We start from the raw sequence: 13,574 nt of genomic DNA, 5'->3' as shown, positions 1-13,574 counted from the left end.
GCCGGGACCCGCGTCCGACGCACCCTGACGCCTTGGGCTTAATCGGGTTCGCAGGTCCGGTCAAAACGCAAGACGGCCTATTCGGGCTTGCGGAAACGCAGGGTCATCCGGTCGCTCTCGCCGATGGCGTCGAAGGCGGCGCGTTCCTCGGGCGTCAGGGTGCGGCCCGACGGGTCGTTGCGCGCAGCCGACTGGCGGATCGGCGGCAGGGTCCAGACCCCGAACGGGTGATCGTGGTCGTCCTTGGGATTGGCGTTCAGCTCGCTGCGCGCCTCCAGCACGAAGCCGGCGTTGCGCGCCTCATGGATCACATAGCTTTCAGGCACATAGCCGGTGGGGGCGACGTCAGCGACATTCAGACCCTCCGCGCTGCGGTGCTGTTCGACGGCCAGCACGCCGCCGGGCTTCAAGGCCTTGAAGAAGGCCTGCAGATACGGCTGGGTCCGGCCGTCGCGCGACCAGTTGTGGAAGGCGCGGGCCACCAGGATGAAGTCGGCGGTTCCATCCGCCACGCCCATGCTTTCCAGCGGACGATTGACCGGCACATAACGCCCGCCGGTCGCCGCCGCATAGGGCTCCAGGATGTGCCGCCACCAGCTGGCGCCGCCCGGCTCGATCTCCACCACCGTCATGCCCGGCGTCAGGCCCCAGAAGGTCAGGGATTCATACGGATGACGATAGACGTCGCGCGCCCGGTCGGCGGCGGGGCGGGTCTCGGCGGCGATGGCGCTCTGCAAGGCCGTGTCGTCGGAGAAGCTCGGCATGGCGCTGGACAGGGCCGAACGCGGCGGCGTCCACGCGCCCTGGGTCTGGGGCGACTGTTGGGCCAGGGCGGGGGCGGCGGACAGCAGGACGGCGGCGAGGCCGTAGACGGCAAGGCGCATGATCGAGGGCTCCAGGTTCAGGTCGTTCTCCATAGGCAGGCGGGCCGCCCGCGCAAATGAACTTCGCGAGACACAGGCGGATTTGACGCAAGCAAAATCGTGCGGGCGGCGCCCTTGACGCCGTTTCGCCGGTTCCCATCTTGGCTTCCGAGGACGCCGATTTCGGGTTCTCCAGACTGACGGCGCCGGTTTCGGGTCGTCGATCTGATCTCCCACCGTCCGGGCCAAAACGCCGGGCGGCTCAACCTTGCTGATCCTCAGGAGGATGCTGATGCGTACCTACGATTTCACCCCGCTGTACCGTTCGGCCGTCGGCTTCGACCGTCTGGCCAATCTGCTGGAAAACGCCTCGCGCGCGACCAGCCAGGATACGGGTTATCCCCCCTATAACATCGAGACCACGGGCGAGAACGCCTATCGCATCGAGATCGCCGTCGCCGGCTTCAGCCCCGACGAGCTGAATATCGAGGTGAAGGAAAACCTGCTCACCGTGACCGGCCGCAAGACCGCCAACGACGATACGGCGACGCAGAAGACCTATCTGCACCGCGGTTTGGCCGAGCGCGATTTCGAGCGTCGCTTCCAGCTGGCCGACTATGTCGTCGTCAACGACGCCAACCTGGTCAACGGCCTGCTGTCGATCTCGTTGAAGCGCGAGCTGCCCGAGGCGCTGAAGCCCCGCCGTATCGAGATCGGCGCCGGCCAACCGCTGATCGAAGGCCAGGCCGAGAAGAAGGCCGAAGCGGCCTGAGCCGTTTCAAGGCGAACTATGAAAGGGCGGCGTTCGCGCCGCCCTTTTTCTATGCCGCCAGGTGCGAGAAGGCGGCGACGACCTGTTCATAGGCCGGCCGTTTGAACGGCACGATCAGGTCGCAGGCGTCCGACAGCGGCCCCCAGCGCCAGGCGTCGAACTCGACCTCGTCGTCGGCCGCCAGATCGATCTCGGCCTCGTCTCCGGTGAAGCGGAAGGCGAACCACTGCTGCTTCTGACCCTTGAAACCGCGCCAGGCCTTGGCGTTGTTCATGGCTTCGGGCGGGAAGTCGTATAGGATCCAGTCGTCCGTCCGCGCCAGCAGTTCGATCGAGGTGACGCCGGTTTCCTCATGCAGTTCGCGGCGGGCGGCGGCTTCCAGATCCTCGCCCGCATCGACGCCGCCCTGCGGGAACTGCCAGTTATGCGGACCGGGCGTGGCGTGGCGCTGGCCGTACCAGACCAGGCCGTCGCGGTTGAACAGCACGACCCCGACATTGGGCCGATAGGCGTCGAGATCGGACACTAGCGCCCCGGCCGCATCGACATGGACGAGGCCGGCGCCAGTTGCAGGCCGCGCTGTTCCAGACCGGCGGTCCAGCGGGCGGCTGCCTCGACCGTCACCGGATAGCTGAAGCCGGCCCCCAGGGCCGAACCGCGCAGCTTGGCCTGGGCTTCGAGGCCGTTCAGGGCGGCGACGATGGCGGCGGGCGACTGCGTCCGGTCGATGACGCGGTCCGCGCTGGCCCGCGCCCAAGCGCCCGGCCGACGTTGGAACGAGCCGTCGTCCAGGAAGGTGACGCCGCGCTGGCGCAGGACGCTCAGGAAGGCGTTCATGCCCGTGTCCGAGCCGGCGAACCGGTCGCCCAGATAGTTGGTCACGCCGAAATAGCCGGTGGCGCGGCTCAGCAGCCAGTCCATCTTGGCGGTCACGTCGTCGGCGCCGCCGTCGGCCAGCAGCGTATACGGGCCGGGGTCGTTGTCGGGATAGCCGGTCGGCTCCATCGGCATTTCCAGCATGACCTCATGGCCCTGCGCGCGCGCTTGGTCGATCCAGCCCTGCAGATTGTCGGCATAGGGCACAAAGCTGAGCGTAACCTCCGGCGGCAACCGTTCGATGGCCGCGCGGGTGGTGACGGCGTTCAGGCCCAGGCCGCCGACGATCAACGACACGCGCGGCTTGCCGTTCGGACGGAACGGGCGAGCATAGGCCTGGGCCGGCACGCGGCCGTCGGGCGCGATCATCGGCAGGGGACCGTTCGATCCGGGCTGCGACAGGCCGGCGATGGGGGCCTTGGCCAACGGAGAGGCGGCATGGACTGGCGCCGTGATGGGCGCGCCCTGACCCGAGACGCTGCCGCCGTCCGGCAGGGTGATGACGGCGTCGCCGCCCGCGGTCGGATCGGCGCCGCCCGCCAGATTTTGATAAAGCCCCATCGCGCCCATGGAGAAGGCTTCGAAGCCCGTCGGCGCCGGCGCTTGCGCTGCGGCCGCCTCGCGTTCCAGCGCGACATGGGCCGAGGGTGTTCCCGCCTTGGGATCACCCAGCACTGTCAGGAACAGGGCGCTGGCGCTGAGCAGCAGCAAGCCCGCGAGACCCGCCGCGACCGGCGGCTTCTTCAAGGCATCGACGACAGGTTTCAGGCTCGGGCCATCCTTGGCGCGCGGGGCGGTCCCGGCGGTGGCGGCGAGTGCGGATTGGCGTTTGGCGAACATGGGCAAGAGTGGAACCGATCTGGAATCCTACGCCCGCATCATCGCGCGCCGTCGGTTAAGAAACCCTAACGGGCGGTTCACCATGATCGACGCGGTGATTTCTGGTGGCGGCTGTCACGGATCGTGCGTTGACGCGGGCGACTTCGACCTTCCAGATGCCCATCTCCCCGTGCCGACCCAGGATATTTAAGATGATGAGCCCCGCCGCTGATGACGCCCTGCGTGACGAAGTTCGACTCCTGGGCGGCATTCTGGGCGACATCATCCGCGACGAGGGCGGCCAGGCCCTGTTCGACCATGTCGAGGCGGTGCGCCAGGCTTCGATTGCCTATCACCGCGACCCGGCCTCGCACCCCGCCAAGCGTCTTGAGAAGCTGCTGACCGCCATGTCGGTGGATCAGGCGGCCGGCCTGGCGCACGGCTTCGCCTTGTTCTCGCTGCTGGCCAATATCGCAGAGGACCGCTCGACTCGCCGTCGCGCCCAGAGCCAGGCCGTGGCCGGCGCCCGTCCCGACACGCCCGAAGGCGCGCTGAAGCGGCTGGCCGACCAGGGCGTGGACCGCGAGGCCGTGCGCGCCCTGCTGGATCAGTCGCTGATTTCGCCCGTTCTGACCGCCCACCCGTCCGAGGTCCGGCGCAAGAGCGTCATCGACCGTATCGCCGCCATCACCGACCTGCTGGACGCCTGCGACAAGGCCGGCGACGCCTGCACCCTGGAGGCCATCGCCGAACCCCTGCGCCGCCAGATCGTCATCCTGTGGGCCACGCGTCTGGTCCGCACCCAGGGCCTGGTGGTGCAGGACGAGATCGACACCGTCGTCTCCTTCCTGGACCGCATCTTCCTGCACGTCGCGCCCAAGCAGTTGTCGGCCTGGCGGCGTCTGCTGGACGCGCCCGAGCTGAAACCCTTCATGCGCGTCGGCACCTGGGTCGGCGGCGACCGCGACGGCAATCCCAACGTGGACGCCACGGTCATGGCCGCCGCCTTCCGCACCCAGGCGCGGGCCGTGCTGAGCTTCTATCTGGAGGAGGTCCACGCCCTGGGCGCCGAACTCAGCCTCGCGGCCGAACTGGCCCAGGTGTCGCCCGAGCTTCAGGCCCTGGCCGACGCCGCCCATGATCCGTCGCCCCACCGCGCGGACGAGCCCTATCGCCGCGCCCTGACCGGCGTCTATGCTCGCCTGGCCGCCACGCACGAGAAGCTGGGCGACGCCCCCCCGCCCCGTCGCCCCGCGGTCCAGGCCGAACCCTATCCCGGCCCCGACGCCTTCGAAGCCGATCTGAAGACGCTTCACGACAGCCTGGTGTCGCACCACGGCGGCGTCTTCGCCGACGACCGGCTCAGCGACCTGATCACGGCGGTCGAGGTGTTCGGCTTCCATATGGCGACCCTGGACATGCGCCAGAACGCCGACGTCCACGAACGCGTCGTCGCCGACCTGTTGAAGGTCGCGGGCGTCCAGTCCGACTATCTGGCGTTGGACGAGGAAGGTCGCCTGAAGGTGCTGGCCGCCGAACTGGCCTCGTCGCGCCTGCTGTTCAGCCCTTATGCCGACTATGAGCCGGAAACCCTGAAGGAGCGCGCCATCCTTCAGGCGGCCGCGACCGCACTCGCCGCCTTCGGGCCCCAGGCGATCCGCACCCATATCGTGTCCAAGACCGACGCGGCGTCCGACCTGCTGGAAGTCTATCTGCTGCTCAGGGAGGTCGGTCTCTACCGACCCGAAGACCCCGCCGCCTGTCCCATCCAGGCCGCGCCTCTGTTCGAAACCATTGAAGACCTTCGCGCCGCCCGCCCCACACTGGAGCGGCTGTTGCAGGAGCCGTCCGCCCTCGCCGTCGCCAAGGCGCGCGGGGTCCAGGAGGTGATGATCGGCTATTCGGATTCGAACAAGGACGGCTCCTACCTGACCTCGGGCTGGGAGTTGCACGAGGCTTCGCGCGCCCTGGTCGAGGTGACGCAGAAGCATGGGCTGAAGCTGCAACTGTTCCATGGGCGCGGCGGCACGGTCGGGCGCGGCGGCGGTTCGTCCTTCGCCGGCGTCCTGGCCCAGCCCGAAGGCACGGTCCAGGGCTGCATCCGCACCACCGAGCAGGGCGAGGTCATCGCCAACAAATACGGCGAGCCGGAAATCGCGCTTCGCAATCTGGACGCGCTGACCTGCGGCGCCATGCTGGCCTCGCTGGGCAAGGGGACGGATCACGCCTTCACCGCCGAACACGGCGCGACCCTGTCGGACCTGTCGGCGCGTTCGATGGCCGCCTATCGCAAGCTGGTCTATGAGACCGACGGCTTCGTCGACTACTACCGCGCCGCTACCCCCATCGCCGAGATCGCCGATCTGAAGATCGGCTCGCGGCCGTCGTCGCGCACCGCCTCGACGCGGATCGAGGATCTGCGCGCCATTCCCTGGGTGTTCAGCTGGTCGCAAAGCCGGGTCATGCTGCCCGGCTGGTTCGGCTTCGGCTCGGCCGTGCAGGGCAAGGACATGGGCGAGCTGAAGGCGATGGCCGAGGCCTGGCCCTTCTTCAAGACCCTAGTCCAGAACATGGAGATGGTCATGGCCAAGTCCGACATGACCATCGCCCGCCGCTACGCCACCCTTGTCCCCGACGCCTCTCTGGCTTCGCGCGTCTATGGTGAAATCCGCGAGGAGTGGCAGCGCACCCACGACGCCATCCTGGCCATCACCGGCCATGACGCCCTGCTGGGCGGCCAGCCCGAGCTGGACCGGCTGATCCGGCTGCGTATGCCCTATGTCGAGCCGCTGAACCACGTCCAGATCGAACTGATCCGCCGCCGCCGCGCAGGCGACGACGACCCCCGCGTCCGCGAGGGCATCCTTCTGGCCATCAACGGCGTGGCGGCAGGCCTGCGAAACAGCGGCTGACTACAGCCACTTCGTCCGTTTGAACGTCACATACAGCGCCGCGCAGATGGCCGCGATTACGCCCAGGACCGCATAGTATCCGTATTCCCAGCGCAGCTCGGGCATGTGCTCGAAGTTCATGCCGTAGATGCCGGCGATGGCCGTCGGCACGGCCAGGATGGCGGCCCAGGCGGCCAGCTTGCGCGTGATCAGGCCCTGACGCTGCTGCTCCAGCAGGTTGGCCACTTCGAACACCGACGACAGGATGTCGTTCAATCCCCCGAGCCGGCTGTTCACCCGCCGCACGTGGTCGCCCACGTCGCGGAAATAGGGCCGAACGTCCGGATCGATGCAGGGCAGGTCCAGCGACTGAAGCCGTCCCAGCACCTCTTCCATCGGCCCCAGGATGCGCCGGAACTTCAGCAGCTCGCGGCGCAGGGTGAACAGCCGCCGGATTTCCAGGCGCGACAGGAAGGCGTCCAGCGTCCGCTGCTCCATCTCCAGAACGCTGTCCTCGACGTCGTCGACGATGGGGGCATAGGCGTCGACGATGAAGTCCAGAATGCCGTGCAGGACGAAGTCGGGACCCTTCTTAAGCTGAAGGGGTGAGGCTTCCAGCTGTGTGCGCAGATGGTTGTGGGCGCGAGCCGAGCCGTGGCGGATGCTGACCACATGGTCTTCGCCGACGAACACGTGCGTTTCGCCATAGGCTAGCCGATCATCGATCTTCATCGCCGTGCGCGCCACTACGAACAGTTCGCGGCCATAGACCTCGACCTTGGGCATTTGGTGCGCCGCCAAGGCGTCCTCGACCGCCAGCGGATGCAGCTTGAACCGTTCCACCAGGACATCGATCTCGGCGTCCGTCGGATCGTACAGCCCCACCCAGACGAACTCGCCCGGCTCCAGCGCCAACCCCTCGGGCGTCAACGGCGCCTCTCGCACGCGCTGACCGTCGCGATAGACGTAGGAGGCGACGACGGTCATGCGGGGTTCCGGGATCTGCGCGGGTCTCGACCTGCTCTAGGCCAGGTTTCAGCCAAACGAAACGGCCGGCGGATCGCTCCGCCGGCCGTCAGGTTCACGAATGCGCTCAAGCAGCGCGAAGCGCGCTAGCGCCCTTGATCAAGAGACCGGGAAGCCCCGGACCTTCAGCAGGGCCGCCACGTCCGGGTCGCGGCCGCGGAAGGCGCGATAGGCTTCGGCGCGGTCCGTGGTGTTGCCGGGGGCCAGCATGATCGACTTGAAGCGGCCGGCGATGTCCGGATTGAACACGTCGCCGGACTTTTCGAAATAGGCCCAGGTGTCGGCGTCCATCGTCTCGGACCACAGATAGCTGTAGTAGCCCGCCGAATAGGCGTCCGACGTGAACAGGTGATTGAACTGCGGCAGGCGGTGCCGCATCACGATCTCCTTGGGCATGCCGATCCGCGCCAGGCTCGCCTTTTCGAACGCGTCGATATCCGTCGGCGGCACGGCCTGGGTGTGCAGGTCCATGTCCACGATGGCCGAGGACAGATAGCTGACCGTCGCATAGCCCTGGTTGAAGGTGGCGGCGGCCTCGATCTTGTTGACCAGTTCGGCCGGCATGGCCGCGCCCGTCTGATAGTGCTTCAGATAGCCGTCCAGGATCGGGCGGCTCAGCACCCAGTGCTCGTGCACCTGCGACGGATATTCCACGAAGTCGCGCGGCGTATTGCCGTACGACGGATAGGTCACCACCGACGACAGATAGTGCAGGGCGTGGCCGAACTCGTGGAACAGGGTCTCGGCGTCGTCCAGCGAGATCAGGACCGGCTCGCCCGGCTCCGGCTTGGTGAAGTTGTTGTTGTTCGACGCCAGGATGACCTTGGAGCCGTCCAGCTGCGAGAAGGACCGATAGGTGGTCATCCAGGCGCCCGAACGCTTGCCCGGACGGGCGTAGTCGTCGGTGTAGTAGAGACCGATCAGGCGGCCGTCGCGGCTCTTGTCATAGACCTCATAGGCCTCGACGTCCGGCTCGAAGGTCGGCACCGATCCCTTGGGCAGCTTCTTGAATTGGAAGCCGTAAAGGCGCTCGGCCATGGCGAAGGAGCCGGCGCGGACCGCGTTCAGCTCGAAGTAGGGCTTCAGCTGGTTCTGATCCAGGTCGTACTTGGCCTTACGCACCTTCTCGGCGAAGTAGAGGTAGTCCCAAGGCTCGATGTCGAAGCCGGCGATCGCCTTCATGTCGGCGACTTCCTCGGCGACGCGGGCCTTGGCCGGCGCCCAGACGCGGTCCATCAGGGCCTGAGCATTGGCCGGGGTCTTGGCCATCGTGTCCTGCATGCGCAGTTCGGCGTGGTTGCGATAGCCCAGCAGCTTGGCGCGCTGGTCGCGCAGCTTCACGATCTCGGCGATGGTCGAGTTGGTGTCGTTGGCGTCGCCGTTGTCGCCGCGATTGACGAACTTCTTCCACACCTGCTCGCGCAAGGCCCGGTCGTCGGCGAAGGTCAGGAAGGGATCGACCGCCGAACGCGTGTTCAGGATCGCCCAGCCCTGCAGGCTGCGGCTGCGCGCCGCGCCGGCGGCGGCGGCCTTGTTCGAGGCCGGCAGGCCCGCCAGACCGGCTTCGTTCGGGATCAGGGTCCAGGCGTTCTCGTCAGCGACGACCTTCTGGCCGAAGCGGGTGAAAGCGTTGGACAGGGCGGTGTTGATCCGGCCCAGTTCGGCCTTGCCGGCCGCGTCCAGATTGGCGCCCGAACGGATGAAGGCGTCGCGGCGACGCTCGGCCAGACGCTTCTGCTGGGCGCTGAGGCCCGCCGCGTCCGCGGTGTCGGCGACGGTCTTGACCCGCTGGAACAGCTTCTCGTTGAAGGTGATCTCGTCAGAAGCAGCGGACAGCAGCGGCGACAGCTCGGTGTCGACCGCGTCATAGGCTTCGCCGCCGATGTTGGAGGTCATCACGCCATAGACGTTGGACGCCCGGTCCAGCGGCTCGCCGGCCAGCTCCAGCGCCGCCATGGTGTTGGCGAACGTCGGGGCCTCGGGGTTGTTGGCGATGGCGGCGATGTCGGCGCGCTGCAGTTCGATGCCTTCCAGCATGGCTTCGCGCAGCTTGGCCGGCGTCACCTTGTCGAAGGGCGGAACGCCATCATACTTTCCGGTCCAGGCCTGCAGCAGCTCGGCGCGCGGCGTCTGGCGGGGCAGGACGGCGCGGGCGATGCGCGCTTCCTCGGCGACGCTGGCGGCGGACGGCGCCGCAGCGGACCTGCCCGAGGTCGCGCCTGTGGAAGCGCAGGCCGACAGGGCCATCAGGCTGCCGCCCGCGATGAGAAGCTGGCGTCTATGCATGGAATGCTCCGAAACAAGATCATGGTTGCGATACACTTAGGCGCACGGATCGGCCCCGTCACCTGACGCGGGGATAAACTTGTCGCCAATCCGGTTGGATACGTCGTCGCACTGTTCTAAAGCCGGGCCATGGCTATTGGCGTTTTCGACTCCGGCGTGGGCGGCCTGACCGTCCACCGCGAACTGACCCGACGCTTCCCCCAGCGGGACTTCGTCTATCTGGCCGACCAGGCCCACGCCCCTTATGGCGGGCGCGGTGGCGAAGACATCGTCGAACTGACGAAAACCGGCTGCGAGCGACTGTTCGAGGCCGGCGCCTCCGTCGTCGTCCTGGCCTGCAACACCGCCAGCGCCATTGCGCTTCGCCGCCTGCAACAGACCTGGCTGCCGGGTCTGCGCGAGCGTCTTGGCCGCCCGGTCAACATTCTGGGCATCATCGTCCCGACCATCGAGGCGGCGACCGGCAAGCCCTGGAGCTTCGAGGCCGAGCGCCCGCAGGAAGGCGAAAAGGTCGCCTCCATCGACATCACCGGCGTCTTCTGCACCGCCGCCACCGCCATCAGCCGCGTCTATGAGATCGAGATCGACAAGCGGCGCGAGGACATCGCCGTCTTTTCCGAGCCCTGCCCCGGCCTGGCGGGTCTTATCGAGCTGGGCGCGCCGCCGGAGGAGCTGAAGGTGGTGATCGACGACCACGTCGATGCGCTGCGTCGCCGCATCGGCCGCCACCCGGACAAGGCCATCTTGGGCTGCACCCACTATGAGATCGTCGCCGAGCTGTTCGCCCAGGCCCTGCCGGCCGGCACCGTTCTGATCGAACAGCCGACGGCGGTGGCGGATGCGCTAGAGCGCTATTTCAAGGCGCACCCCGAATACGATCTGGGCGACAGCGGGCGCCGCGACTTCCTGACCACCGGCCAGGCCGGGCCGCAGTCGGAACTGGTGTCCCAGTTCTGGGGCGCGCCAGTGACGTTCGAACAGGCCTAACGGCTCAGCAGCCCGGGCAATCCGGCAGCGGCTCGGTCTCCAGTTGCAGTGTCGTATGGCCGATGGCGTAGCGCTTCGCCACGGCCTGGGCCTCGCAGATCAGCGCCGCCGTGTCGGCGCGGTCGTGGACCAGGTGGGCGGTCAGGGCCGTCTCGGTCGTCGACAATCCCCAGACGTGTAGATCATGCACGGCTCGCACGCCCGGCAGGCGGACCAGCGCCTGTTCCAGAGCCGGCACGTCCACGCCTGTCGGCGCGCCGTCCATGGCCAGATTGACCGAGTCCTTCAGCAGGCCCCAGGTCGACCACAGGATCACGACCACGATCGCCAGGCTGACCAGCGGATCGACCACCGACCAGCCGGTCATCATGATCAGCCCGCCGGCCAGCACCACGCCCAGCGACACGCCTGCGTCGGCCATCATGTGCAGATAGGCGCCGCGCGCATTCAGGTCGTGCTGCGACTTCATGAACAGCAGCGCGGTGCCCAGGTTGATGACGAAGCCGATGCCCGCGACCGCCATGATGACGCCCGACCCGACCGGGGCGGGTTCGTTGAACCGCCGCACGGCCTCGAAGGCGATGGCCCCGCAAGCGAAGATCAGTAGCAACGCATTGCCCAGCGCCGCCAGCACCGTCGCCTTGCCGAAACCATAGGTCCGCCGACCGCCCGCCGCTCCATGTGCGCCGCGTCGCGCCAGCCAGGCCGCCCCGCCCGCCATGGCCAGACCCAGCACGTCCGACAGATTATGCCCGGCGTCGGCCAACAGGGCGGTCGAATCCGCGATCAGGCCGGCGCCGAACTCGCACGCCACGAACAGCAGATTGACCACCAGGCCGACGGCGTAGCGCCAGTCGCCGGTGTCCACCGGACCGTGGCTATGACCGCCGTGGCTGTGGCTGTGTCCGTGGTGACTGTGAGAATGCCCATGGCCGTGATCCGCATGATCGTGGTCATGCCGGTGGCTGGGGCTGTGGTCGTGCGCGGCGTTCATGGCTCGCCTATACGCCCTCTGGCGAAACAGCCAAGCCGATACATGATAACGCATTGAATGTTATCATGTAATATCGCGTCAGTGTTGGTGCATGGCGACGACTAGGCCAAGACCGATCAGGGCCACGCCAAGCACCGCCCCCTCATATCGCGCCCAGCGTTCCAGCCGCAGGATCGAGGCGCCGGCGCTGGCCAATGCCGTGAAGACCGCCATGCCGGCGATGGTCCCCGCCGCGAACACCACCGTCAGCAGCGCCAGGGCGCCAAGACCCGCCGAGGCCGAAGACAGATAGATGGGCAGCAGCACTTCACCCGGCGAGACCGCCATCATGGCGACCAGACCCAGGAAGGCGGCCTTGTCCGACACGGCCGGCTCGGGCGTCTCGACCGCAGGACCACCGGCCATGGCCGGGCGCTTCAGGGTCGCGCGCGCCAGATAGAAGGCGCCGAACAGGAACAGCAGCACCGCCGCCAGGTGGGGCAGCACGCCCTCGATCCACTGATCCAGCGCCAGACCCGCCGCCACGATCAGACCACCGACCACCGCCGTCGTGGCGATATGGGCCAGACCCGCCGCCGTCACCGCCATCAGGATCCGCGACGGCCGCCAGCCTTGCGCCCGCCCCACCAGGGTGAAGGGCAGCCAGTGGGTCGGCAGGGCCGCATGCAGGAAGGCCGCAACGAAGCCGCCGCCCAGCAGGGAAAGCATGACGGACTGTTCGGGACCGGAGGACATGACCGGCCCTATAGCGTGTTACTTTATAACGGTCGAGAAGAATCGGCGATCAAAGCCAATCGGCGAACGGCTCGCGGTCCAGCATCTCTTCATACGTCGGACGTGGCCGGATCACGGCCCACTGATCGCCATCCACCAGCACCTCGGGAATCAGGGGCCGGCTGTTGTATTCGCTGGACATCACCGCGCCGTAAGCCCCCGCGCCGGTGAAGACGATCAGGTCCTCGGCCTCCAGCGGCGGCAGCGCGCGGTCACGCGCGAAGGTGTCGCCCGTCTCGCACACCGGCCCGACCACGTCATAGGACGTCGCCTTACCCTCGCGCGGATTGACCGGCTGGATGTCGTGAAAGGCGTCGTACAGGGCCGGCCGCATCAGGTCGTTCATCGCCGCGTCCAGCACCAAAAAGCGCCGTCCGTCCGAGCGTTCGTTGACCTGGATCACCTGGCTGAGCAACACCCCGGCGTTTGCGGCCAGCAGCCGGCCCGGTTCGAACGCCGCCTCGACATCCAGCCCGCTCAGAACCCGCGCGGCCATGGCGACATACTCAGCCGGCGACGGCGGCTCAGTCCCGCCTGAATAGGGCACGCCCAGCCCGCCGCCCAGATCCAGGCGGGTCACGGCATGACCCTGCGCCCGCAGTTTGCGCGTCATGTCCGCCAAGACCTCGAAGGCGGCCTTCAGCGGCTCAAGGTCAGTGATCTGGCTGCCGATATGACAGGCCAGTCCGACGGGCGTGACATGGGGCGAGGCCGAGGCGCGGGCATAGAGGTCCATCGCCTCCTCGACCGGCACGCCGAACTTGTCGCCCTTGCCGCCCGTGGTGATCTTTGCGTGGCCGCCCGCGCCCACGTTCGGATTGACCCGGACGGCGATGGCCGGCGACGCATCCATCATGGCTGCAACGGCGATCAGCCGATCCAGCTCGGCGCCGGATTCGACGTTGATCTGACGCACGCCGACGCTGATGGCGAAGGCCATTTCCACATCGGTCTTGCCGACGCCGGAGAAGATGATCCGGTCGGACGGCACACCGGCGGCCAAGGCGCGGCGGATTTCGCCCTCGGACACCGTGTCTGCGCCCGACCCCAGTTTCGCCAGGGTCGCCAGCACCGACAGGTTGGAGTTGGCCTTGATCGCAAAGGCGATCAGGGCCTCGCCGAGAGCGTCGCGATGCGCATCGGCGGCGGCGCGCAGCAGGCCGTAGTGCCGCTTCAGGGTCGCGGTCGAATAGACATAGGCCGGCGTGCCGACCTCGTCCGCGATAAGCTCCAGCGGCACGCCCTCAGCATGGAGGGCGCCTTCCTTCAGATCGAAATGGTGCAAC

At 67.6% G+C, this 13,574-nt stretch carries 11 protein-coding genes; 3 read left to right on the top strand and 8 right to left on the bottom strand.

All coding sequences use genetic code 11. From position 1 onward, the window contains the following. Window positions 1-77: 77 nt before the first annotated feature. Window positions 78-884, bottom strand: coding sequence for a class I SAM-dependent methyltransferase (locus tag PFY01_RS03320; protein ID WP_271042420.1), 807 nt, complete (start codon window positions 882-884; stop codon window positions 78-80). A 271-nt stretch (window positions 885-1,155) separates the two neighbouring features. Here PFY01_RS03320 and PFY01_RS03315 point away from each other — a divergent pair, with 271 nt between their 5' ends. Then, on the top strand, window positions 1,156-1,635 hold the full coding sequence (locus PFY01_RS03315; protein ID WP_026108379.1) for an Hsp20 family protein: 480 nt from the start codon (window positions 1,156-1,158) through the stop codon (window positions 1,633-1,635). Between the two features lie 49 nt (window positions 1,636-1,684). On the opposite strand, the gene PFY01_RS03310 is transcribed toward PFY01_RS03315, so the two are convergent. Further along, window positions 1,685-2,161, bottom strand: a complete 477-nt coding sequence (locus PFY01_RS03310; protein WP_091750899.1) for an RNA pyrophosphohydrolase — start codon at window positions 2,159-2,161, stop codon at window positions 1,685-1,687. Next, window positions 2,161-3,351 (bottom strand): divergent polysaccharide deacetylase family protein, encoded by a 1,191-nt coding sequence (locus PFY01_RS03305; protein WP_271042419.1) that lies wholly within the window; start codon window positions 3,349-3,351, stop codon window positions 2,161-2,163. Before PFY01_RS03305 ends, PFY01_RS03310 begins: the two co-directional genes overlap by 1 nt. A gap of 191 nt (window positions 3,352-3,542) precedes the next feature. Here PFY01_RS03305 and ppc point away from each other — a divergent pair, with 191 nt between their 5' ends. Then, entirely contained in the window at window positions 3,543-6,242 is a 2,700-nt protein-coding gene (gene ppc / locus PFY01_RS03300; protein WP_333780226.1) for a phosphoenolpyruvate carboxylase, read from the top strand. Here ppc and PFY01_RS03295 read toward each other — a convergent pair whose 3' ends face one another. Beyond that, on the bottom strand, window positions 6,243-7,208 hold the full coding sequence (locus tag PFY01_RS03295) for a magnesium and cobalt transport protein CorA (protein WP_271042418.1): 966 nt from the start codon (window positions 7,206-7,208) through the stop codon (window positions 6,243-6,245). It abuts the gene before it with no gap. A gap of 138 nt (window positions 7,209-7,346) precedes the next feature. Continuing rightward, window positions 7,347-9,533, bottom strand: coding sequence for a M3 family metallopeptidase (locus tag PFY01_RS03290; RefSeq protein ID WP_271042417.1), 2,187 nt, complete (start codon window positions 9,531-9,533; stop codon window positions 7,347-7,349). A 129-nt stretch (window positions 9,534-9,662) separates the two neighbouring features. Between PFY01_RS03290 and PFY01_RS03285 the strand changes: the two genes are divergently transcribed. Next, the gene (locus PFY01_RS03285) at window positions 9,663-10,520 is read left to right on the top strand and encodes a glutamate racemase (protein ID WP_271042416.1); all 858 of its coding nucleotides are present in this window, start codon (window positions 9,663-9,665) and stop codon (window positions 10,518-10,520) included. Between the two features lie 4 nt (window positions 10,521-10,524). Here PFY01_RS03285 and PFY01_RS03280 read toward each other — a convergent pair whose 3' ends face one another. From PFY01_RS03280 to lysA, 3 genes are all read right to left on the bottom strand, one after another. Next, window positions 10,525-11,514 (bottom strand): cation diffusion facilitator family transporter, encoded by a 990-nt coding sequence (locus PFY01_RS03280; RefSeq protein ID WP_271042415.1) that lies wholly within the window; start codon window positions 11,512-11,514, stop codon window positions 10,525-10,527. A 78-nt stretch (window positions 11,515-11,592) separates the two neighbouring features. Beyond that, the gene (locus PFY01_RS03275; protein ID WP_055807405.1) at window positions 11,593-12,249 is read right to left on the bottom strand and encodes a hypothetical protein; all 657 of its coding nucleotides are present in this window, start codon (window positions 12,247-12,249) and stop codon (window positions 11,593-11,595) included. Between the two features lie 49 nt (window positions 12,250-12,298). Further along, window positions 12,299-13,573 carry a diaminopimelate decarboxylase gene (lysA, locus tag PFY01_RS03270; RefSeq protein ID WP_271042414.1) on the bottom strand — a complete coding sequence of 425 codons (1,275 nt, stop codon included), beginning with the start codon at window positions 13,571-13,573 and terminating at the stop codon, window positions 12,299-12,301. Between the last annotated feature and the right edge of the window lies 1 nt (window position 13,574).

Origin of the sequence: Brevundimonas vesicularis (genome assembly GCF_027886425.1) — a bacterium.
Classification (GTDB): Bacteria; Pseudomonadota; Alphaproteobacteria; order Caulobacterales; family Caulobacteraceae; genus Brevundimonas; species Brevundimonas vesicularis_C.
Note: the sequence above shows the minus strand (reverse complement) of the source record. Positions and strands in the feature narration are given on the sequence as shown.